This is a genomic window from Nocardia brasiliensis IFM 10847 (genome assembly GCF_000710915.1).
GTDB classification, from domain to species: domain Bacteria; phylum Actinomycetota; class Actinomycetes; order Mycobacteriales; family Mycobacteriaceae; genus Nocardia; species Nocardia brasiliensis_A.
In genome coordinates this window covers 86266-106463 of record NZ_BAUA01000161.1, presented here as the reverse complement: position 1 = coordinate 106463, position 20198 = coordinate 86266, and the positions used below count along the sequence as shown (strand labels likewise).

18 protein-coding genes are annotated in these 20198 nt (G+C 68.3%); 7 read left to right on the top strand and 11 right to left on the bottom strand.

Going from position 1 to position 20198, the window contains the following annotated elements; genetic code table 11:
• Nucleotides 1-6: 6 nt before the first annotated feature.
• Entirely contained in the window at nucleotides 7-855 is an 849-nt protein-coding gene (locus NBRGI_RS31655; protein WP_029900852.1) for a hypothetical protein, read from the top strand.
• 1 nt (nucleotide 856) lies between these two features.
• On the opposite strand, the gene NBRGI_RS31650 is transcribed toward NBRGI_RS31655, so the two are convergent.
• Nucleotides 857-1309, bottom strand: a complete 453-nt coding sequence (locus tag NBRGI_RS31650; protein WP_029900851.1) for a MerR family transcriptional regulator — start codon at nucleotides 1307-1309, stop codon at nucleotides 857-859.
• 46 nt (nucleotides 1310-1355) lie between these two features.
• On the opposite strand from NBRGI_RS31650, the gene NBRGI_RS31645 reads away from it, so the two are divergent.
• Together NBRGI_RS31645 and NBRGI_RS31640 are read left to right on the top strand one after the other, a co-directional pair.
• Nucleotides 1356-2153, top strand: a complete 798-nt coding sequence (locus tag NBRGI_RS31645) for an MBL fold metallo-hydrolase (RefSeq protein WP_029900850.1) — start codon at nucleotides 1356-1358, stop codon at nucleotides 2151-2153.
• Nucleotides 2154-2190: 37 nt separating this feature from the next.
• A complete protein-coding gene (locus tag NBRGI_RS31640) occupies nucleotides 2191-3102 on the top strand; it encodes an NAD-dependent epimerase/dehydratase family protein (protein WP_036561644.1) in 912 nt (303 codons plus the stop codon).
• Between the two features lie 157 nt (nucleotides 3103-3259).
• Here NBRGI_RS31640 and NBRGI_RS48815 read toward each other — a convergent pair whose 3' ends face one another.
• The 4 genes from NBRGI_RS48815 to NBRGI_RS31620 form a co-directional block, all read right to left on the bottom strand.
• Nucleotides 3260-4081, bottom strand: a complete 822-nt coding sequence (locus NBRGI_RS48815; RefSeq protein ID WP_063726335.1) for a hypothetical protein — start codon at nucleotides 4079-4081, stop codon at nucleotides 3260-3262.
• Nucleotides 4082-4198: 117 nt separating this feature from the next.
• Nucleotides 4199-4963, bottom strand: coding sequence for an AIM24 family protein (locus NBRGI_RS31630; RefSeq protein WP_014989055.1), 765 nt, complete (start codon nucleotides 4961-4963; stop codon nucleotides 4199-4201).
• Between the two features lie 2 nt (nucleotides 4964-4965).
• Nucleotides 4966-5664 (bottom strand): AIM24 family protein, encoded by a 699-nt coding sequence (locus tag NBRGI_RS31625; RefSeq protein ID WP_029900847.1) that lies wholly within the window; start codon nucleotides 5662-5664, stop codon nucleotides 4966-4968.
• 10 nt (nucleotides 5665-5674) lie between these two features.
• Nucleotides 5675-6298 (bottom strand): AIM24 family protein, encoded by a 624-nt coding sequence (locus NBRGI_RS31620; RefSeq protein ID WP_029900846.1) that lies wholly within the window; start codon nucleotides 6296-6298, stop codon nucleotides 5675-5677.
• A gap of 241 nt (nucleotides 6299-6539) precedes the next feature.
• Between NBRGI_RS31620 and NBRGI_RS31615 the strand changes: the two genes are divergently transcribed.
• Nucleotides 6540-7952 (top strand): TerD family protein, encoded by a 1413-nt coding sequence (locus tag NBRGI_RS31615; protein ID WP_029900845.1) that lies wholly within the window; start codon nucleotides 6540-6542, stop codon nucleotides 7950-7952.
• Between the two features lie 31 nt (nucleotides 7953-7983).
• A complete protein-coding gene (locus tag NBRGI_RS31610) occupies nucleotides 7984-9612 on the top strand; it encodes a TerD family protein (RefSeq protein WP_051728177.1) in 1629 nt (542 codons plus the stop codon).
• Here the strand turns inward: NBRGI_RS31610 and NBRGI_RS31605 are convergent.
• The 3 genes from NBRGI_RS31605 to NBRGI_RS31595 form a co-directional block, all read right to left on the bottom strand.
• Nucleotides 9594-11369 (bottom strand): glycosyltransferase family 87 protein, encoded by a 1776-nt coding sequence (locus NBRGI_RS31605; protein WP_051728180.1) that lies wholly within the window; start codon nucleotides 11367-11369, stop codon nucleotides 9594-9596. The genes NBRGI_RS31610 and NBRGI_RS31605 overlap by 19 nt on opposite strands.
• Before the next feature lie 73 nt (nucleotides 11370-11442).
• Nucleotides 11443-13608 (bottom strand): transglycosylase domain-containing protein, encoded by a 2166-nt coding sequence (locus tag NBRGI_RS31600; RefSeq protein ID WP_228833260.1) that lies wholly within the window; start codon nucleotides 13606-13608, stop codon nucleotides 11443-11445.
• A 679-nt stretch (nucleotides 13609-14287) separates the two neighbouring features.
• Nucleotides 14288-14707, bottom strand: coding sequence for a DUF5318 domain-containing protein (locus tag NBRGI_RS31595; RefSeq protein WP_158439950.1), 420 nt, complete (start codon nucleotides 14705-14707; stop codon nucleotides 14288-14290).
• A gap of 170 nt (nucleotides 14708-14877) precedes the next feature.
• Here NBRGI_RS31595 and NBRGI_RS31590 point away from each other — a divergent pair, with 170 nt between their 5' ends.
• A complete protein-coding gene (locus NBRGI_RS31590) occupies nucleotides 14878-15435 on the top strand; it encodes a PadR family transcriptional regulator (RefSeq protein ID WP_014989047.1) in 558 nt (185 codons plus the stop codon).
• Nucleotides 15428-16525 carry an inositol-3-phosphate synthase gene (locus NBRGI_RS31585; protein ID WP_029900841.1) on the top strand — a complete coding sequence of 366 codons (1098 nt, stop codon included), beginning with the start codon at nucleotides 15428-15430 and terminating at the stop codon, nucleotides 16523-16525. The genes NBRGI_RS31590 and NBRGI_RS31585 overlap by 8 nt, the downstream gene beginning before the upstream one ends.
• A 165-nt stretch (nucleotides 16526-16690) precedes the next feature.
• On the opposite strand, the gene NBRGI_RS31580 is transcribed toward NBRGI_RS31585, so the two are convergent.
• From NBRGI_RS31580 to NBRGI_RS31570, 3 genes are all read right to left on the bottom strand, one after another.
• Nucleotides 16691-17116 (bottom strand): GyrI-like domain-containing protein, encoded by a 426-nt coding sequence (locus NBRGI_RS31580; RefSeq protein WP_029900840.1) that lies wholly within the window; start codon nucleotides 17114-17116, stop codon nucleotides 16691-16693.
• 9 nt (nucleotides 17117-17125) lie between these two features.
• Entirely contained in the window at nucleotides 17126-17584 is a 459-nt protein-coding gene (locus NBRGI_RS31575; protein WP_029900839.1) for a GyrI-like domain-containing protein, read from the bottom strand.
• 303 nt (nucleotides 17585-17887) lie between these two features.
• Nucleotides 17888-20146 (bottom strand): transglycosylase domain-containing protein, encoded by a 2259-nt coding sequence (locus NBRGI_RS31570; protein ID WP_029900838.1) that lies wholly within the window; start codon nucleotides 20144-20146, stop codon nucleotides 17888-17890.
• Between the last annotated feature and the right edge of the window lie 52 nt (nucleotides 20147-20198).

Genomic DNA, 20198 nt, shown 5'->3' with positions numbered 1-20198 from the left:
GGGTGCATGATGGAGCTGGGTCGACTACGAAGACACACGCTGGTCGCCACCGACCTGGACCGGACGATGATCTACTCGCGCAACGCGTTCAGCGCGCACCCCGAGGTGCCGACGGTCTGCGTGGAGCACCTCGAGGGCGCCCCGCTGTCGTTCATGACGACCGCCGCCGCGCTCCGCATGCAGACCCTCACGCAGCCTGCCGCGGTCGTGCCGACCACCACCCGCACCATCAAACAGTTCAATCGCATCCAATTGCCCGGCGCGCCATGGCGTTACGCCATCACCAGTAACGGGGGCAACATTCTGGTCGATGGCGTGCCCGATCTGCGCTGGCGCATCGATATCGACGCCAAGGTGCGCGCGGGCGGTGCGACCCTGTCCGAGATCACCACCGAACTCCGCGCCCGCATCGGCGATTCGTGGGTGTCGAAATTCCGGGTCGCCGACGATCTCTTCTGCTACCTGGTGGTTCGCCCGAAAGAAGTGCCCGAGGGTTTCCTCGCCGAATGGGATGCATGGTGCCGTCCCCGGGGTTGGTCCGCCTCGCAGCAAGGCCGCAAGATCTACACGATGCCGCAGGTGGTCTGCAAGAGCCACGCGGTCGCCGAGGTGCGGCGCAGGCTGCTCGAGTCGGGCGAACTGGCCACCGAGTCGAGGACTTTCGCCGCCGGTGACGGTGCGCTCGATGCCGAGATGTTGCGTGCGGCCGACTATGCCATTCGCCCGCGGCACGGCGAACTCGAACATCTCAACTGGACCCACCCGAACCTCACGATCACCCGGGCCACCGGCATCCTCGCGGGCGAGGAGATCATCAACTGGTTCATCAAGGGCTCACCGCCGCAGCAGGACTGAGTCAGGCTGCGCCGGAACGGCGTCGTGGTGTGCTCGCCGGCTTCCGCGTCCGGGCGGTGCGTGGGGCCGGATTCGCCAGGGTGCGCTTGAATTCCGGGCAATCCACCAGCACCTCGTGCGTGCAGGTGGCGGCGTGGCGCAGACCGTCGCGCATACGAATGAGCCGCGCGATGTCGTCCTCCAGATCGAGAGCCTTCTGCGCCATGTTCGCCCGGATATCGGTGTCGCCCGGGGTGGCGCGGGTGAATCGGGTGATCTCGGCGAGGGTGAAGCCCGCCTCGCGGGCGCAGATGATCATCGCGAGGCGGCCGAGCACGTCCGGATGGTAGGTCCGGCGCAGGCCGTTGCGGCCCGCGGACGCGATCAGGCCGCGCTGCTCGTAGAACCGCAGCGCCGAGGGCGCGAGGCCGCAGCGGTCTGCCACCTCGGCGATGTCCAGCAAAGTATCGGCCACGGTTCTCCTTGACTTGAAGCGCGCTTCAAGTTGAACACTAGTCGCCATGAACATTCACCACCTCAATTGCGGATCGCTGCGGCAGATCGACGCGACGTACGCGGGACCGCAGCCGGCACCCGCGGTCAACCACTGCCTGCTGGTCGAAACCGATTCGGCCGGACTGGTACTCGTCGAGACCGGGCTCGGGCTCGGCAACGTCCGCGACCCGGAAGGCACGCTCGGCGCGGACTGGGTAGCCATGGCCCAGCCGCTGCTCGACCCGGAAGAGACCGCGATCCGACAGGTCGCCCGCCTCGGCTACGCGCCCGCAGACGTCCGGCACATCATCCTCACCCACCTCGACGTGGACCATTGCGGTGGTCTGCCCGACTTCCCGCAGGCGAAGGTGCACGTGCTCGCCGCCGAACTGGCGGCGGCGCAGGCAGCAGGGCCGAACTTCCGCTACCGCGAAGCACATTGGGCGCACGGCCCGGACTGGGTCACCTATCACCCGGACGGCGACGAAGACTGGTTCGGTTTCCGCGCAACACCGTTGACGGGTTTGCCGTCGGACTTCAAGCTCGTCCCGCTCGGCGGGCACACGGCGGGGCACACCGGAGTCGCTGTGCGCGAGGGCGAACGGTGGCTGCTGCATTGCGGCGATGCCTACTACTATCACCGCGAGTTGACCCAGCCCTATCAACCGCACCCCGTGATGGACGTGGTGCAGACCACCTCGGAAGTGCATCACGACCTACGCGTCGGCACCCGGGCGCGGCTGCGCGAACTCGTGCGCGACCATGGCGACGAGGTCTCGGTGTTCAGCGCGCACGACCCGTGGGAGTTCAGCGGTTACAACTGACCGCCGCCTGGCACTATCAGGTGCCGAGAGGAGAAGCGTGCGGGTTCTGGTGACGGGGGCGAACGGTTACCTGGGCGGGGCGGTGGTCGCCGCGCTGCGCAACGGCGGCCACGAGGTGGTCGGGTCGGTCCGGCGCGAACGCGCGGGTGTGCCGCCGGGAGTGCCGGTGCGCCGTGCCGACCTGCGTGATATCGCCGCGCTCAGCGCGGCCGTCCGGGACATGGACATCGTCTGCCATCTGGCCGGGCGCACCCGGGTGCGTGAATCGTTCGCCGATCCGCTCGGCTACTTCGAGGTCAACGTGGGCGGCACCGTCGCGCTGCTGCGGGCGATGAGCGAATGCGGGGTGCGCAAGCTGGTGTTCGCCTCCACCGCGGCGGTTTTCGGGGCGCCGGAGGTACAGCCGATGTCCGAAGATCTGCCGGACCACCCGTCTCATCCCTACGCGGCGAGCAAGCACGCCGCCGAATCGGTGATCGCCGCCCATGCCGCCACCGGGGCGCTCGACGCGATCGTGCTGCGGCTGTTCAACATCGCGGGCGGCGATGATCGCGATCCGACCAGGATCATTCCGCGTATCCTGGCCACCGCCGCGGGGGAGAGTCCGATGCTGGCCGTCAACGGTGACGGTTCCGCCGTCCGCGACTACGTCCATATCCACGATGCGGCACAGGCGTTCGTGGCCGCAGTCGAGCGGGACGTGCCGGTGCCCTGCCGGACCTACAACATCGGCAGCGAAACCGGCACCAGCGTCAACGAATTGATCGCCGCGGCGCGCGAGGTGACCGGGCGGCCGATCCCCGTCGAATACCGATCGGCGCAGCCGGAACCACCCCGTTTGGTCAGCGACAGCACTCGGGCGCACCGCGAACTCGGCTGGATCCCAACCCGTTCCGCGATCCCGGCCATCCTGCGCGCCGCCTGGCTCTCGCCTCCCGCCGTGCCTTGATGTCGCGCCTCTCCGGCCGAACCCCCTGACTGCATGCATGCTTCTCGCCGCCCGGGCCGATGCTGAGCCCACGGACCGCTGCGAGTCCACGCACCCGCTCTGGCCGGCCACTATGAGTGCGAAAGCTGGACAGTGTGCGGGAATTCGGCAACGGCCCTCAACGGCGGCGGGCGCGTAGCCAGTCGACGCCGTCGCGGAAGGTGGGGGAGTGGTCGAGCGGGGGTACAGACCCTCCCGGGCGTTCCTGCCGAAGGGCGTCGGGTCCGCATCGGTAGTACTCCCGCTCGGGGTCCGTCGGGAAGCGGTCGGGTCGGGCGTCGCCTGACCTACTCGGGTGTTCGTGCTGAGCGTCGGACGGGTGGCGGTACTGCGGGAAGCGATCGGACCGCTGCTGCTGTTGGGAACGACTCTCGCGCGGCGGGGCCGAGCCCGGGTGTCCGAGGTTGCGGAGGAAACGGTCGAGGGTCGGCGAGTTGCCCTGTGCGCCGGTGCTGCCGGACGACGCGCCGGTGGGCTTGGCGGGGGCGAAGGGGACGCCGCTGGCCAGCGCGCGCAGGCCGAGGGTGAGCATCTCGCCGAGCATGCCGACGCCGATCGAGAGTGTGATCGGACGGGCCTGCGGATGCATGCCCATGACGCTGCCGAGCGCGCTGACGCCGAAACCCGCGACGGCCGAGACACCCCATACGGCAAGGGTTTTCACCGTGTACCGCTGCCACAGGTAGCCGTCGCGTTCGAACAGGACGGTGGTGGTGCCGCGCACCGCGCCGAACGCGATGCCGATCACCGCCCCGATCACCAGCCACCCGATATCGGTGCCGTCGAGTCCGTCGACATGGATGACGCTGTATCCGCCGATGCCGACCAGGATCAACGGCGTGAGGAAGGTGTCCCGCGCGTCCACCGGCTCCCCGGCGAACCGCTTCACGATCAGCACGAGCACGCCGACGAAGACGGCGATCAGCAACCCGACGCTCATGGCGGCCTCCCGGCAAGTAGTCCTGCCGGAAAACTAATCGGGCGCCGCGGCGCTGCGGATCCTCCGAACGAACGACCCGGCGGAGGATCCGCCCTCCTCCGGGTCGTCGGTCGTCGGTCAGTAGTGCTGCTGGTTGCCGAGTTGCTGCATGATGGTGGCTTGCAGCCGTTGCAGGCCGGGCGGCGTGATACCGCTCTGGATCTGTCCCTCGATGGTGCGGACCAGCATTTCGTCGCTGAGCACCTTCTCGCTGGACTGGATCAGCACCGTGCCCGCGCCGGTGAAATCGAACTGACGCTCCTCACCGGAGTTGACGCCGAACCGGGCCGCGCCCGCGGCCAGGAAGCTGCCGATCCAGCGCTGGTCGTAGTGATGGCTGGGGGACGGGCAATCGGCCCAGCCGACCAGGGATTCCGGGTCGACCCGCAGCGGCGGCTCGGCGAACATGACCGGCCCGTTGGAGGAGGCGAGGAACTTGCCGGTGCCGATCAAGGTGAGGAAGCCGGGCACGATGGACTGGTTCAGCGACAGACCGGGCTCGAACGCCAGCAGATTCGCGGCGCGGATGGTGAGGTTGCCGTTGTCCTCGAGGTCATAGGAATTGATGTCGTAGCCGCGGTCGCCGATGATCAGCTTGCCGTGGCCCTCGGCGACGACGTAGTCGCCGGTGAACAGCGGCGCGGAGAACTGCTGCGACACCATGTGCAGCAGCCCGCCCTGCAGACCGTGGGTGAGCGTCTGGAAGCGCATGTCGCCGTAGTAGGCGATCATCGCGCCCTTGCGCATGAACCAGGGCTTGTTCAGGTCGATGCAGTACGCGTAGCTGTTGCCCGGAATGTTGTCGCTGTCCCCGAGATTCATCGGGTTCAAGATGTCAGCCATGGTCACAACTTCTCTTCGGAGGCCTGCACGTACACCACACCCTGTCCGACGCAATGCAACTGCATCGCCTCGCCCGCGCCGCGGCCGACCGCGTCGCGCCAGCTGAGTGCCGTCTTCAGCTCGGTTTGCACATTGCCGTACGCGGCGACGAAGGCCTGCGGATCGACCACGATCGGATTCGGCCCGCCCACTTGCAATTCCAGGAAGCCGCCGTGGGCCAGCAGCACCGCCGAGCCCTGACCGGAGAGCTGGGTGGTGAACATGCCCTGTCCGGTGAGCGCACCCGAGGCGGCGCCGCGCAGCGCGCCCATGAGTCCGCCGCCGCCACCGCCCCCGCCCGAACTCATCACGGAGACAATCGAACTCTGCAGCCCGGCGGTGTTCGCGAGCAGCCGTGAGGCCTCGACCCGCAGCGTCGCACCCGGCTGCATATGCACCACGTGGACTTCCAGCCCGGCGTAGCCGTAGTGCACCTCGCCGTTGCCCTGCGCCAGCATGGTGCGTTCGTGCTCACCGGCCATCATGCGGCCCGCCATGCGCATCAGCCCACCGCCGCCGCCCATTCCCTGGCCGCCCGGAATCTGGTGCGGCGCAAAGGAAACGTCGCCGGTGTAGAACAGCATCGCGCCGGTGCGAGCGACCACGCCGCCGGACATCCCGACGTTGACCTTGACGACCTTGCCGTTGACTTTCTCGAACATCTACCCGCCCTTACCGTTCCGCCGGCTGGATCAACACCACGCCCTGGCCGTCCCAGCGCAGCGAGAACGTCTCGCCGGCGCCCTGGCCGACCGCGGTCCGCCACGAAATATCGGTGATGAACGACTGATTGAGGTTGCCGCGCGCCGCGACGAACGCGTCGGGGTCGACCACCAAGGGATACTGCGGTGACACCTCGAGGTGGATCAGCGGACCGCCCGCCGACAACAGGGCGACCTGACCCTGACCGGTCACCGTGGTGGTGAACAGGCCGGCGCCGGTCGACGCGCCTCGCAGGCCGGCGAAGCGCACGTCGGTGCGCAGGTTGCCGGCGAACGCGAGCAGCTGCTGCGATTCCACCTGAAGGGTCTCGTTGTTCAGATTCACCACGGTCACGTGCTGGCCGTTGACCGCGAAGAACACCCGCCCGTTGCCGGAGCACTCCATCAGAGAGAGCTTTTCGCCGGTGGCCCGGCGCTTGAGTCCGGCGATCACGCCGTCGCCGCCGCCGAAACCGGCTGCTTTGAACTGCACGTTGCCCTCGTAGGCGATCATCGAGCCGGATATCGCGCGCAGGCTGGTTCCGGCCAGGTGCGCCTCGATCACCTTCTTGGATTGTTCGAAAAGTTGCGCCATGTGGGTGTCTGCCCTGCTGTTCTTGTCAGTGAATATGGGGTAATCGCGCCACATTCCGCCCGCGTTTCGTCACCTTGATAGGCGCAGCGCGACGGATTCTATCCACAGATCCGGTCCATCCGGGGTGAATGCAGGCGGTATGCCCGCAGAACTGACGGGGCCGGGCGGCGTTTACCTGAACCGTGTCCCGCACGTTTCTCGTAGAGTGGCATCGAACGCACCGACAAGCGAAGGGTCGAACTTGTCCGCAACACTCGCCAAGGGCCAAAACGGTCCGTTGGCCACGAACGACGTGGTGGTGTCCATCCAGCTCACGGCGCCGGCGGATCTGTCCGCGCTGCTGGTCACCGAAACGGGCAAGGTCCGCTCCGACGCGGACTTCGTCTTTTTCAACCAGCCGAGCGGCCCCGGGGTGAACCTGCAGCCCGCGCCGGCCGGACAGCCCGCCTCGCTCGCGGTGTCGTTGAACGCCGTGCCGCCGGAGATCGATCAGATCCGCGCGGTGATCACGCTGGACGACGCGAACAGCAACTTCGGCCGGTTCCCCGCGCCGACCGCGATCGTGTCGGACACGGCCGGTAATCGGTTGTACGAGTACCAGATCGACGGATTGAGCAGCGAGTCGATCGTGATCGCGCTCGAGCTCTACCGCAGGCAGGGCAGCTGGAAGGTGCGTGCCGTCGGCCAGGGCTACGCCGGCGGTTTCGCCGCGCTGGTCACCGACCACGGCGTGACGGTCGACGATTCGCCGTCGCAGCCCGCCGCCCAGGCTGCCCCGCCGCCGCCTCCGCCGCCCGCGTACCCGACGCAGCCGCCGCCCCCGCAGCAGCAGCCGAACTACCCGCCGCCCACCACGCCCGCGTATCCGACGCAGCAGGACCCGCAGTTCGCGCAGGGCGGCTACCCACCGCCCGGCCCGGGTTACCCGCCGCCGGGGCCCGGCTACCCGCCGCCGCCCGGTCCGGGCGGTCAGTACCCGCCGCCCGGCCAGCCGCAGGGATTCCAGCAGCCGGGGCAACCGGTCGCGCCGCCCCCGCAGCAGCCGCCGGCCGAGGTCAGCCTCAGCAAGGATCGCCCGGTCAGCCTGACCAAGGGACAGCGGGTCACCTTGCGCAAGGAGGGCGGTACCGCCCTGACCTTCGTGAAGATGGGCCTCGGCTGGGATCCGGTGAAGAGCCGCGGCATGTTCGGCAACCGCACCGTGGACGTCGACCTCGACGCGTCGGTGGTGTTGTTCGCCGATATGAACCCGGTGGACGTCGCCTACTACGGGCAGCTGACCTCCAAGGACGGCTCTATCCGGCACCAGGGCGACAACCTCACCGGTGAGGGCGAGGGCGACGACGAGGTGATCCTGGTCGACCTCACCCGCATCCCGGCGCACGTGAGCACGCTGGTGTTCATCGTGACCTCGTACAAGGGCCACACCTTCGAGCAGATCCAGAATGCCTTCTGCCGCTTGGTCGATGGCTCCAACAACGCCGAACTGGCCCGGTACACGATGGCCGGCGGGATGCCGTTCACCGCGATGGCGATGGCCAAGGTCTTCCGGGTCGGCAACGACTGGAAGATGCAGGCGCTCGGTGAAGGCTTCGCGGCCAAGCATCCGGGCGAGGCGATGCCGCACCTCGGCCGGTTCCTGCAGAACGGTTGAGTTCGGCAGCGCGGACAGCAAGGCAGACAACGTGATTCAACTCAAAGCCGGTCAGAACATGCCGCTGACCGGCGATATCGTCCGGTTCGGCGCGCACGCCGAAGCGGCACTGGATGTTTCGGCACTGGTGGTAGCAGAGAACCTGAAGGTGTTCTCCTCGGACGATTTCGTCTTCTACAACCAGCCCGCCACCGCGGGCGTGGCGCTGACCGACGCCGAGGTGACCGTCACGCTCGCCGAGGTCCGCGCCGACGCCAAGGCGGTGCTGCTGGTGGTCAGCGCCGACCCGGCGGTGCCCGCGCGGACGGGCGGGCTCGGCACGGTGACCGCGACGCTGTTCGAAAATGATTCGGCGGCAGCGGAATTCGTGGTGAGCCCGGCCGCGGGTGAGGCGGCGCTGATCTGCCTGGAGGTGTACCGGCGCGGGCCCGAGTGGCGGTTGCGCGCGGTTGGACAGGGTTATGCGGGCGGGCTCGCGGTGCTGCTGAGCGCGCACGGCGTCGACGTCGAGGACGAGCCCGCCGATCCGGCCGCGCAGACCGGTTCGGCCGCGCAGACCGGTGACGTGCCACAGCCGGTCGACGCGCCCCGCTCGGGCCCGGTCGCGCACACCATGGCCGGTCCGATGGCGAGCGAGGCCCGCGCGGTCACCGCCACGCCGACGGAGGTCGGGCACGGCCTGGAACGGCTGTGGATGATCTTCGAGGACGCCGCTCGTTCGGCCGCGGCGCTGGTCTCCGCGCGCGACTACGCGGCCAAACGGCTCGATCACGAATTGTCCGCCGCTGTTTCCGATCCCGCGATCAGGAACACTCCGGCCGCCGATGCGGCCCGCCGCGCCGCCCAGCAGCGCAACGACGAATTGATCGCCACCGCCGAACGAAATCATCAGCGCGACAGCGAACAGCTCATCCGCGAGCTCGCCGATGCCGACCTGATGTTGCCGCCCGCGCTGGCGTCCTGGGACGCGCCGGCGTGGGACAAACCGGTGGCGCCCAGCGACGGCATCCGGCTCGGTGAGCTGTACGCGCAAGAACGCGGTGCGCTGCGGGTGCCGTATTGCGTTCCGGTGCCGCTGAATCGGCCGCTGTGGATCGACACCGAGTCGTCGCAGGCGGTCGCGCCGGTGGTCGGCGCGCTGCTCGCTCGGCTGCTCACCGCGGCGCCGGACCGGCGCACCGTGGTCGACATCATCGATCTGACCGGAGCCTTCACCAGCTTCACCGAGCCGCTCGCACCGGTGCTGCACGGTCCGCCGATCACCGACCACACGGAGATCTCGGCGCGGCTACAGGAACTGGTCCAGGCCGCCGAACTGGCCGAGCTCGCGTTCACCAGCGGAATGGGCAGCCCGCCGAGCGAACACCGGATCCTGATCGCGGCCGACTTCCCGCACGGTTACCAGAGTTCGGACGCGCAACGGATCGGCTCGCTGATCATGCGCGGCGACCTGATCGGGTTGTCCACGGTGATCGTCGGCAGCGACGAATCCGACTCCACCGACACCACGGTCGCGATGCTCTCGCAGTCGTGCCGGCACCTGCCGACCGTGGCCGGGACGCCGCTGTTCGATCCGTGGACCGGCAGCCCGTGGCAGCTCGACCTGGACCTGCTCATCCAGGAACCGGAGCGGCTGGCGCGCTACCTGCGCACCCACTGAGCGGACGCGTCCACCTGCGGCTGCCATTCGCGGGTGGGCGCCACCCGGGGCCGCAGCACCTCGGGCAGCCACGGCAGCAGCGGATCGGGCGCGCGGTCGACGATGCCGCCGATCGGGTCGTCCACGTAGTCGCGGCGCACCAGGTCTTCGCCGGGGCGATAGATCTGGCGAACGATCAAGGCGCACAAGGCGATCACCGCGAGGTCACGCAGCACGACGGTGCCGGTGAACCACTGCTCGGGCAGGCCCTTCTTGTCCAGACCGAGGTAGTAGAACATACGTGGCGCCCAGACCAGGGCGTCGATGGTCATCCAGGCGAGCAGGATGCGGCGGTGCGGCAGCGCGAGCACGGCCAGCGGCACCAGCCACAGCGAATACTGCGGGCTCCACACCTTGTTCGTCAGCAGGAACGCCGCCACCACCAGGAAGCAGAGCTGCGCGAGCCGGGGGCGCTGCGGTGCGGTGAGCGCGATGTAGCCGATCGCCACGCAGGCCGCGATGAACGCGAGCAGCGATACCGCGTTCAGGATCACCGGCGGCTCGCCGTGCGCGAGTTGCCCGTCGAAACCGGCCCAGCCGGTGAACGAGGTGATCACGTTGTAGATCGAGTCCGGGTCGGCGTGCCGGGAGGTGTTGAGCCGGAAGAACTCTCGCCAGCCGGTGGGGTACAGCGCGGCGATCGGCAGATTCACCACGATCCAGGTGCCGAGCGCGGCCGCGACGGTGACCGCTGCGGCGCCGAGCGGGCGCGTGCCGAGCAGGTGCACGCGGTAGGGCGTTTCGCGTACCCAGTCCAGTGCGGCCGCGACACTGTCGATATCGCGCAGCCGCAGTCCGGCCTGAGTGCTCGGCATGCGCTGCATGGGATCGGTGCGCAGGCACAGCAGCACGATCGGGCCGAGCAACAGCAGTGGATACAGCTTGGCGGCGCCGCCGAGCCCGAGCAGCAACCCGGCCAGCGCGGGTCGCCTGCGGGCCCAGGCCAGCAGGCCGGTCGCGGCCAAAGCCGTTGCCAGCGCGTCGAAATTGGTGAAGATGTGCACGATCACCAGCGGCGAACAGGCGACCAGCGCCGTGTCCCACACCCGGCGCCCGGCCAGTTGCGCGGTCGCCCACACCGTGACCAGCCAGGCGAGCGCGAGGCCGATCGCGACGACGTTGAAGTAGATCACCACCTGCAACGCGCCCGGCAGCGGCGTCATGTCCCAGGCCTTGGCGATCCGCATCGACAGGTACTGGTAGAGACCGGACAGCACCGGATACTCCATGTACCTCGTCTCGCGGCCGCCATCGGGGGTTTGCTCGATCCAGAACTTCTTGTAGGGGAACGCGCCCTCGTTCAACCGCTCTGCCCCGTACAGCGGCACGGTGTCCGAATAGCACATCGCGACGTACTGGCGGCCGTTGTTCCAATCGAGCGTGAGCGCGCCGTCGGCGGTGGTGGTCTGCTGGATGCAGCCCGCCTTGCCGAACCAGCCGAACGCCAGGAACACGACCGTGAAGGCCAGCAGCACGCGCATCGGCGTCCAGAACCGGGCGCGGCCGATCAGCGCGTGCTCGCCGACCGGACCGCCGATCACCGTGGACAGCTGCGCGGTCAGCGAGTCGTTGCGACTGGGCCGATCGCGGGCGTCGGCCGAGCGCAGGTCCGGCGCGAGCGGGCCGGGGGCGACGTAATACGCCGTGCCGGAAGGCGCCTCACTCGCGTGCGGTCCGCTCCCGTTCGCCCGCTGATCCACCAGCTGCTGATCAGTCACGGCACCCGAGGCTACCGGGCGATCGCCGTCGGGTGCGTCGCGCACCTGTTCCCCCCTGGTCACTCGACCAGACCTACCTGCTGCGCGCGGTCGGGGGAGTTCCGTTCGTATCGCCCTGCCCGTTGGTGCCCGGGCGCGGCGCACCGGTGGCGGTCGGCGACGATCCGTCCGAAGGAGCCACCGGCTGGCCCGGGAGCGGACCGGCGTCCGGCTTCTCGGGCTGCTCGTTGCGCGGCTGCTGCTGTTGTTGTTGCTGTGGCCGCGGCTGGCCGCCCGGCAGTGGAATCGGGCCGAACGGGGTGTCGATCGTCGGCGGGATGTAGATCGGCGGCAGGATCGACGGCGCTTCGGTGGTCGACGGCGGGGTGTACGGCGCCGACCACTCCGGCACGCCCGCTTGGCCCTTGATCGGGGCGGGCTTCGGGAAGGTCTCGTTCTGCGTGCCCTGCAGGGCGCCGTCCATCGTGGCCTTCCAGATGTCGGAGGGCAGGCCCGAACCGTAGATCATGCCGCCGCCGTAGTTGCGCAGCGGCGAATCGTCCACGCTGCCGACCCAGACCGCGGTGGACAGCGACGGGGTGTAGCCGACCATCCAGGCGTCCTTGTTCTCCCCGGTGTCGCCGAGCTGGGCGGTACCGGTCTTGCTGGCCGACTCCCGGCCACCGGCCAGGTTGTGGTTGCGCGACCAGGCCGCGATCGGCTTCATCGCGGCGGTGACGTTGTCGGCCACCGCGGCCGAGACGCGCGGCTCGCCCGCGACCTCGCCGCGATCGAGCAGCACCTGACCGTCGGCGGTGACGACCTTCTGCACGAAGTGCGGCTTGTGATAGGTGCCCGACGCGGCCAAAGTGGCGTAGGCCGAAGCCATGTCGAGCGCGCGCACCTGGTACTGGCCCAGCACGATGCCGTTGTTCGGACCGGAGCCGTCCGGCTCGGTCAGCGTCTTCGGCACGCCGGGAATGGCTTCCGGGATGCCGAGCTTGTGCGCCATATCCGCGATCTTCTTCGGGCCGTTGCCCATATCGATCTGCATCCGGTAGAAGCTGGTGTTCAGCGAGCGCTTCAGCGCCTCGGCGATGGTGCACATACCGCACTGCTCGCCCTCCACGTTGGTGATCTTGATGCCGTTCACCGTGAGCGGCGAGCTGTCGTACAGCTGCGACAGCGGCACGCCCTGCTCCAGGTTCGCCGCCAGACCGAACACCTTGAACGACGAACCCGGCTGCAGGCCCGCGTTGGCGAAGTCCCAGCCCTGGCCGTCCTCACCGCCGTAGTACGCGCGCACCGCGCCGGTCTTCGGATCCACCGAAACGACCGCGGTGCGCAGCTGTTCCGGCTCGCCCTGCATCTTCTTCTGCGCCGCGTCGACTGCGGCCTTCTGCGCCTTCGGGTCGATCGTCGTGGTGATCGACAGACCCGCGGTGTTGAGCTGCTGCTCGCTGATGCCTTCCGCGGTCAGCTCTTTGAGCACCTGCGACTTGATCAGGCCCTCCGGGCCGGTGTCGAGGGTCTTGTCCTTGGTCGTCGCGACGGGGACCACCTGCGGGTACTGCATCGCCTGCCGGTCGGCGGCGGAGAGGTTGCCGCCGGAGACCATGCCGTCGAGCACGTAGTTCCAGCGGGTCTTCGCACCCTCCGGGTTCTTCTCCGGGTCCAGACCGGACGGCTGCTGGATGGTGGCGGCGAGCACCGCGCCCTCGGCGGGCGTGAGGTCCTGCACCGGCTTGCCGAAGTAGGCCTTGGCCGCGGCATCGATGCCGTACGCGCCGCGACCGAAGTAGATGGTGTTCAGGTACGCGGCGAGGATCTCGTCCTTGCTCCACTGGCGCGCCATCTTGGCCGAGATGACCAGTTCGCGCATCTTGCGGGTGAGCGAGCGCTCGTCACCGACGAGTGCGTTCTTCACGTACTGCTGGGTGATCGTCGAACCACCGCCCGCGCTCTCCCGGCCGAGGACGTTGTCCCGGGCCGCGCGCGCGAAACCGGAGATCGAGAAGCCCGGGTTGGAGTAGAAGTCCCGGTCCTCGGCGGCCATCACCGCGTACCGCACGTGCGGCGGGATCTTGTCGATCGTGACGTCGGTCCGGTTGCCTTCCGGCGGAACGACTTTGCTGATCACCGACTCGCCGTCGGCGGCGAGGATGGTCGCCACCTGATTGGTTTTGAGATCCTGCGGCTGGGGTACCGACACTGTCGTGTACGCGATCAGGAAGACGCCGCTGGGGATCAGGATCATCATCGCGATCAGCACGTAGATGACGCGCCGCACGATCCGCCACGGTGATTTCTTCTTCTGCCCCGGACGCTTGCCGGAGCCACCGCCGGAACCGTCACCGGAGCCGCCGTTGCGTCGCGGCGGCGGGCCGGAGGGCGGTCCGCCCGCGGTCTTGCGCCGTTCGCCGGTGCCGTTGGCCGGGTCGCCGACGCGGCGGGCCCGTTCGGCCGGACGCGGGCCGGTGGGCGGGGCGCCGCGCCGATTGCGTTCGGCCACCGCGTTGTTGGGCAAGTTGGAGCGTTCGATGCGCTGGGTCGCCTGCGGTCCGTTCGGCGCGCCGGGCGCGGGACGCCCCCCTTGCGGCGGCCGCTGCTGCGGTGGCGGTGGCGGGCCGGGGCGGCGCTGTGGCTGCGGGCCACGCAGCTCGCCCGGGTACGGGGCCGGACGCTGCGGCGGCGGACCAGGACGTGCGCCGGGCGGCGGCCCGGGACGGGGGTTCTGGTACGGGTTGGGACCTGGATGTGAACTCCGTGGAGCACGGCCGCCGTTCGGGTCATCGCCGTAGGGGGAAGTCTCGTAGGGCGAATTCACTGACAAGATCTCCATAACTCGTGACGTTGCTGGTGGCTCGGTGCGGTCACGCGGACCGCGGCGGACCCGGTTCGGCTCCGCGAGTCACCCGACGGGCAGATGACCAGGCACTTCATTCGGCTGCGGTGCGCCGGTTGGCTCGGGTCCCGGTGCGGCGGCGGGTAGGCGCCGGCGCGGTGCCGAGCACGTAGGACTGCACCAGATGATTCCAGCTGCAGGACCGGCATACCTCGACGACATGGACCGAGAACTCTTCGCGAGTCTCATCGAGACGCGCCAGCTCCTCCGGGGTGCGAGCCGAACCCGCCATCGGTCCCAGGCCGTCGCCGTAGACCCAAGATACAAGCGTGAGCTGTTCTTTCCGGCAGATCGGGCATGTGACCTCGCTCCCCCGACCATGGAACTTCGCCGCACGCAGGAGATAGGGATTCGCATCACATACCTCGGCGACATCGACACGGCCCGCGTACACGTCGGCCAGCAGAGATCGCCGCCGGAGGGCGTAGTCGACCACTTGTCGCTGGATTCGCACGAGAACCAGAGTAGCGGTGTTGCCGAGGGGGTGCCCCGGCTCAGGGGTATGAGAAAGCCGGTAGATCGCGGGTTATATCGAGCGGGGCTGTGCGCGGTTATATCGCTCCGATATAGTTTGGAGTCGCATCCATCAGTTAGGTCTGTACATAGTCAGGGAGGTGAAGCCCGGTGCTCGAGCTGGCAATCCTCGGGCTGCTCCTCGAATCGCCCATGCACGGCTACGAGCTGCGCAAGCGGCTGACCGGCCTGCTCGGTGCGTTTCGTGCCTTCTCCTACGGGTCGCTCTACCCCACGCTGCGCCGCATGCAGTCCGACGGGTTGATCGCGGAGGAGATCCCGGCGGGCGTGGTCGCGCGCCGTGCGCGCCGGGTCTACCAACTGACGCCTGCGGGCCGGGAGCGGTTCAGCGAACTGCTGGCCGACACCGGACCGCAGAACTACACAGACGACGGCTTCGGCGTGCACCTCGCCTTTTTCAGCCGCACCCCCGCGGAAGCGCGGATGCGGATTCTGGAGGGCAGGCGGCGCCAGGTCGAAGAGCGCCGAGAAGGGCTGCGGGAGGCGATCAAGCGGGCCAGTGGGTCGCTCGATCGCTATACCCGGCAGCTCCATCAGCTCGGACTCGAATCAAGCGAGCGCGAAGTGCGCTGGCTCAACGAGTTGATTGCGGCGGAGCAATCGACGAAGGCGGCACCACAGAAAGAGGGAAATATCGGCCATGAGTGAAGCACAGAAGGCTGACAACGCCACCGAAGTACGCGTCGCCATCGTGGGTGTGGGCAACTGCGCCTCCTCGCTGGTCCAGGGTGTGCAGTACTACAAGGACGCGGACGAGACCGCGACCGTGCCCGGCCTCATGCACGTCAAGTTCGGCAAGTACCACGTCCGCGACGTGAAGTTCGTCGCTGCGTTCGACGTGGACGCCAAGAAGGTCGGCTTCGACCTCGCCGAGGCGATCTTCGCCAGCGAGAACAACACGATCAAGATCTCCGATGTGCCGCCGAGCGACGTCGTCGTGCAGCGGGGTCCGACCCTGGACGGCATCGGCAAGTACTACGCCGAGACCATCGAGCTTTCCGAAGCCGAGCCGGTCGATGTGGTCAAGGTGCTGAAGGACAACAAGGTCGACGTCCTGGTCTCGTACCTGCCGGTCGGCTCGGAAGAGGCCGACAAGTTCTACGCGCAGTGCGCCATCGACGCCGACGTCGCGTTCGTCAACGCGCTGCCGGTGTTCATCGCCTCCGACCCGGAGTGGGCCGAGAAGTTCACCAAGGCGGGCGTGCCCATCGTCGGCGACGACATCAAGAGCCAGGTCGGCGCGACCATCACGCACCGCGTCATGGCCAAGCTGTTCGAGGATCGCGGTGTGCAGCTCGACCGCACCATGCAGCTGAACGTCGGCGGCAACATGGACTTCAAGAACATGCTCGAGCGCGAGCGCCTGGAGTCCAAGAAGATCTCCAAGACTCAGGCCGTCACCAGCAACCTGAAGAAGGAGCTCGGCGCCAACGACGTGCACATCGGCCCGTCCGATCACGTCGGCTGGCTCGACGACCGCAAGTGGGCCTACGTCCGGCTGGAGGGTCGCGCCTTCGGCGACGTCCCGCTGAACCTGGAGTACAAGCTCGAGGTGTGGGATTCGCCGAACTCGGCGGGCATCATCATCGACGCGGTGCGTGCGGCGAAGATCGCCAAGGACCGCGGCATCGGCGGCCCCGTCATCCCGGCCTCGGCCTACCTGATGAAGTCCCCGCCGAAGCAGCTGGCCGACGACGTCGCCCGCGCCCAACTGGAAGCCTTCATCATCGAGGCGTGAGTCATCGGCCGCGTGGCCGCGGCGTGTTCATGACCCCCTGATGTCTCGGGCCATGAACGTGCTCGTCGGGCTCGCACTGTGTGGGCGAGGTCATCGATGCACGAGCCGCCCGGAGGTACTCCTCCGGGCGGCTTCGGTTTTCGGGACTCGGTGCGGTGGGTCGATTCAGTCGAGGGAGACGTAGACCTCGACGGAGGTGGGGCCGGTGTAGCGCTCGAGTTCGGCGGTGTGGGAGCGGGTGATGGTGCCGGCGCTTTCGGCTTTGCGGACCTGGGCCCAGGCGGTGCGGAGCAGGTCGTAGGGCTTGTCGGAGACGACGAACTTGGCGTAGCGGCCCTGCGGGACGCGGGTGAGCACGTCGCCGGCGTCCATCTCGTCCATGCCGGTGATCTCGTAACCGAGCACCGCGACGGCGTGATCGTTCTGGCCGATGTAGGCGGCTACCCGCGGCACGTTCTTCTCCCGCGCGAGGTAGCGGTCCCAGGTGAAGTTCACCAGGTCGAGGTCGCGGGCGGTCACCTCACGCCCGGCCAGCGGGACGGTCAGTCCGGCGACCAGGCTCTCGTCCAACGTGACAATCTCGAAGTCCACAGTCTGTTCCTACCCGTCGACCTGATCGTCTGCCAGCGCTACGAAGACTTCGACCGTGCGCGCGTCGGGATAATGCTCCCAATCGCCGGTATAGGACCGCACGAAACGGCCCGCGGCCTCGGCATCCCACACCGAGCGCCAGATGTAGACGATGGTGTCGCCGAGGTTGTCACCGCTGGCGATGAACCGCGCGAATCGTCCCGCGGGCACCCGTGCCAGTACGTCGCCGGGCAATAAGTCGTCGAGGCTGCGGCAGCGATAACCCACGATGTGGGTCAGATACGAATTGATCTCCGGCGCGTGGTCGACGTACGCGGTCGTCGGCGGTCCGGGCAGCTGGCGCGCCAGATTGCGCTTCCACGCCTCTTCGACTTTCGCGCGGCGCGGCCCCTCGACCGCGAGCGCCGGGCTGCGCAGTACCGTGCCCGCCACCAGCGTCTCGGGTTGGTCAACGACATTGAAATCCACCGGCGTAGCCCCTATGTCTCGTCTGTCTCCAATTGCGGCGCTCCCTGGCCCTTCGTGGTGCGCCTCCGGGCCGGTTCGCGGGTCGCTGTGTTCCGTTTCGAAGCCCATCGTGGTCAGGCAAGTCGCCGCCTCCGGGCCTGTCGCTCACACCGCTGTGTCGTCGTTCGAGCGCATATCCTTCCGCATCGATCCCGGGACTCCGGCGTCGGCCTGTTCCGACACAGTCCCTGTTCGCTCTCACTCTGGCAAACGATGCTGCCATGCCAACCGTTCCCCCGGTGCACGAAGGTCACAGCATCATCGCTATCCCGGGACCGGAATGCTCAGCCCGGGGAAGATCTCCACTTCCTTGGGCGGCTGCGGGGCGGGCGGGATGATGACGACCGGCTCACGCGGGGCGCTCGTCGGCGGGTTCAGGATGTCGTAGGCGCCGCCCGAGGGCTTGTTCGCGTTGGGTGTCGCGGCCGGGCCGGGCCCGTCCACGGCGGGGAACTGCTCGACCGGCGTGCCGTCGAGCGCGTTGTCCATCACCTGCTTCCAGATGTCTGCGGGCAGGCCGGAGCCGTAGATATCCGACCCGCGGGCGGTGTGGATGGGCTGGGACTGTTCGGTCCCGATCCAGACGGCCGTGGACAGCGACGGGGTGAACCCGATCATCCACGCGTCCTTGTTGTCCGCGGACTCGCCGCGCTGGGTGGTGCCGGTCTTGGCCGCGGACGGCCGGCCACCGGCGAGCGCGTGGCCGTTGGAGTACGCGGCGATCGGCGTCATCGCCTGCGTGGTCTTGTCGGCGATCGCCTTCGGTATGCGCTGTTGCCCTGCGGGCATCTGTTTGCCGATCTGCTGTTCCGGAGCGCCGCGGTCCAGCAGCACCCGTCCGTCACCGGTCACCACCCGCTGCACGAAGTACGGCTGGTGATAAACACCGGAAGCACCGATGGTGCCATAAGCCGAGGCCATATCGATGGGGCGAACGAGATACTGCCCCAACACGATTCCGTTCAGCGGACGGCCACCGTCCTCGGTGAGCGTCTTCCCGGCCACCCCGGGGATCTCCTCCGGGATGCCCGCCGCGTGCGCCGCGTCGGCGATCGCCTTCGGCCCGTCGAACATCGACATGGTGAGCCGGTAGAAGCTGGTGTTGAGCGACCGTTTGAGCGCCTCGGCCATGGTGCATCGGCCGCACGACTCGCCGTCCACGTTGGTGATCTTCGTGCCCCGGTCGGTGACCGGGGAACTGTCCAGCAGCCGGGTCAACGGGACGCTCTGCTGCTGTGCCGCGATCGCCGCGAACGGCTTGAACGCCGACCCGGTCTGCAACGGCGCCTGGGCGAAGTCGTAGCCGATGCCGTCGAATCCGCCGAAGTAGGCGCGCACCGCGCCGGACCGCGGATCGATCGACACCACCGCCGCGCGCAGTTCCGGCGGCTGGCCGGCCAGCCGATCCTGGACCGCGCCGAGCACCGCCTGCTGCGCCTTGGCGTCGATCGTCGTGGTGATCTGCAAAGCCCCGGTGTTCAATTCGTGCTCGCTGATCCCGGAGGAACGCAACTCCCGGACGACCTGGGCGCGGATCAGCCCCTCGGGACCGCGGGCCACGTTCTCGTCGGGAATCTCGTTGAGCGGGATGATCGCCGGGAACGTCGTGGCGTCGCGGGTGCCCGGCGCGAGCACGCCCATCTCGACCATGCCGTCGAGCACGTACTGCCAGCGGGCGGTCAGCTCGGGCAGGTGGGTTTCCGGGTCGAGAATGGACGGGGTGCGCACGAGTGCGGCGAGCACCGCGCCCTCTGCGAGGGTCAGCTGGTTCACCGGCTTGTTGAAGTACGCCTTGGTCGCGGCGGCGATCCCGTACGAGCCGCGCCCGTAGTAGATGGTGTTGAGGTAGGCGGCGAGGATGTCGTCCTTGCTCCACTGCCGCGCCATCTTCGCCGCGATGATCAGCTCGCGCATCTTCCTGGTCAGCGTGCGTTCGGAACCGAGGAAGGCGTTCTTCACATACTGCTGGGTGATGGTGGAGCCGCCGCCCGCGTCGTCGCGGCCGAGCAGGTTGTCCCGGGCGGCGCGCAGGAAGCCGGAGGTCGAGTAGCCGGGATTGCTGTAGAAGTTGCGGTCCTCTGCGGACAGCATCGCGTCTCGGGTCGACTGGGGCACCTCGGCAAGCGGGATCGGCGTCCGATTCCCGTTCGGCGGCACGACTTTGGCGATCACCGTGCTGCTGTCGGCGGCCAGGATGGTGGCGATCTGGTTGGTCTGCACCGAACTCGGATCCGGGATCTCGGCGCTCCAGTAGACGAGCACCGAGAGCAGCAGCGGCACCACGCCGAAGATGATGAACAGCGCGAGCACGAGCCGGCGGAACCGCTCCGCCCTGGTGCGCGGCGGGCGGTTCGGATCCGGGGTGGGTTTCGGTGTGGTCGGCGGCCGGTCCTTTGCCGCGTGCGCGCGCCGCTTCGCCCGGGCGGCGGGTGAGGTCAGCTCGTTGAAGCCCGCGATGGAGGAGTACGGCGCGGAATCAGTGCCGCGCCGCGATTTCCGCCTGCGAATCGAGCCCACGATCATCTCCTCCCGGAGCGTCGGTCGAAACTCACCTGCACGAACAACGATCGGAAAT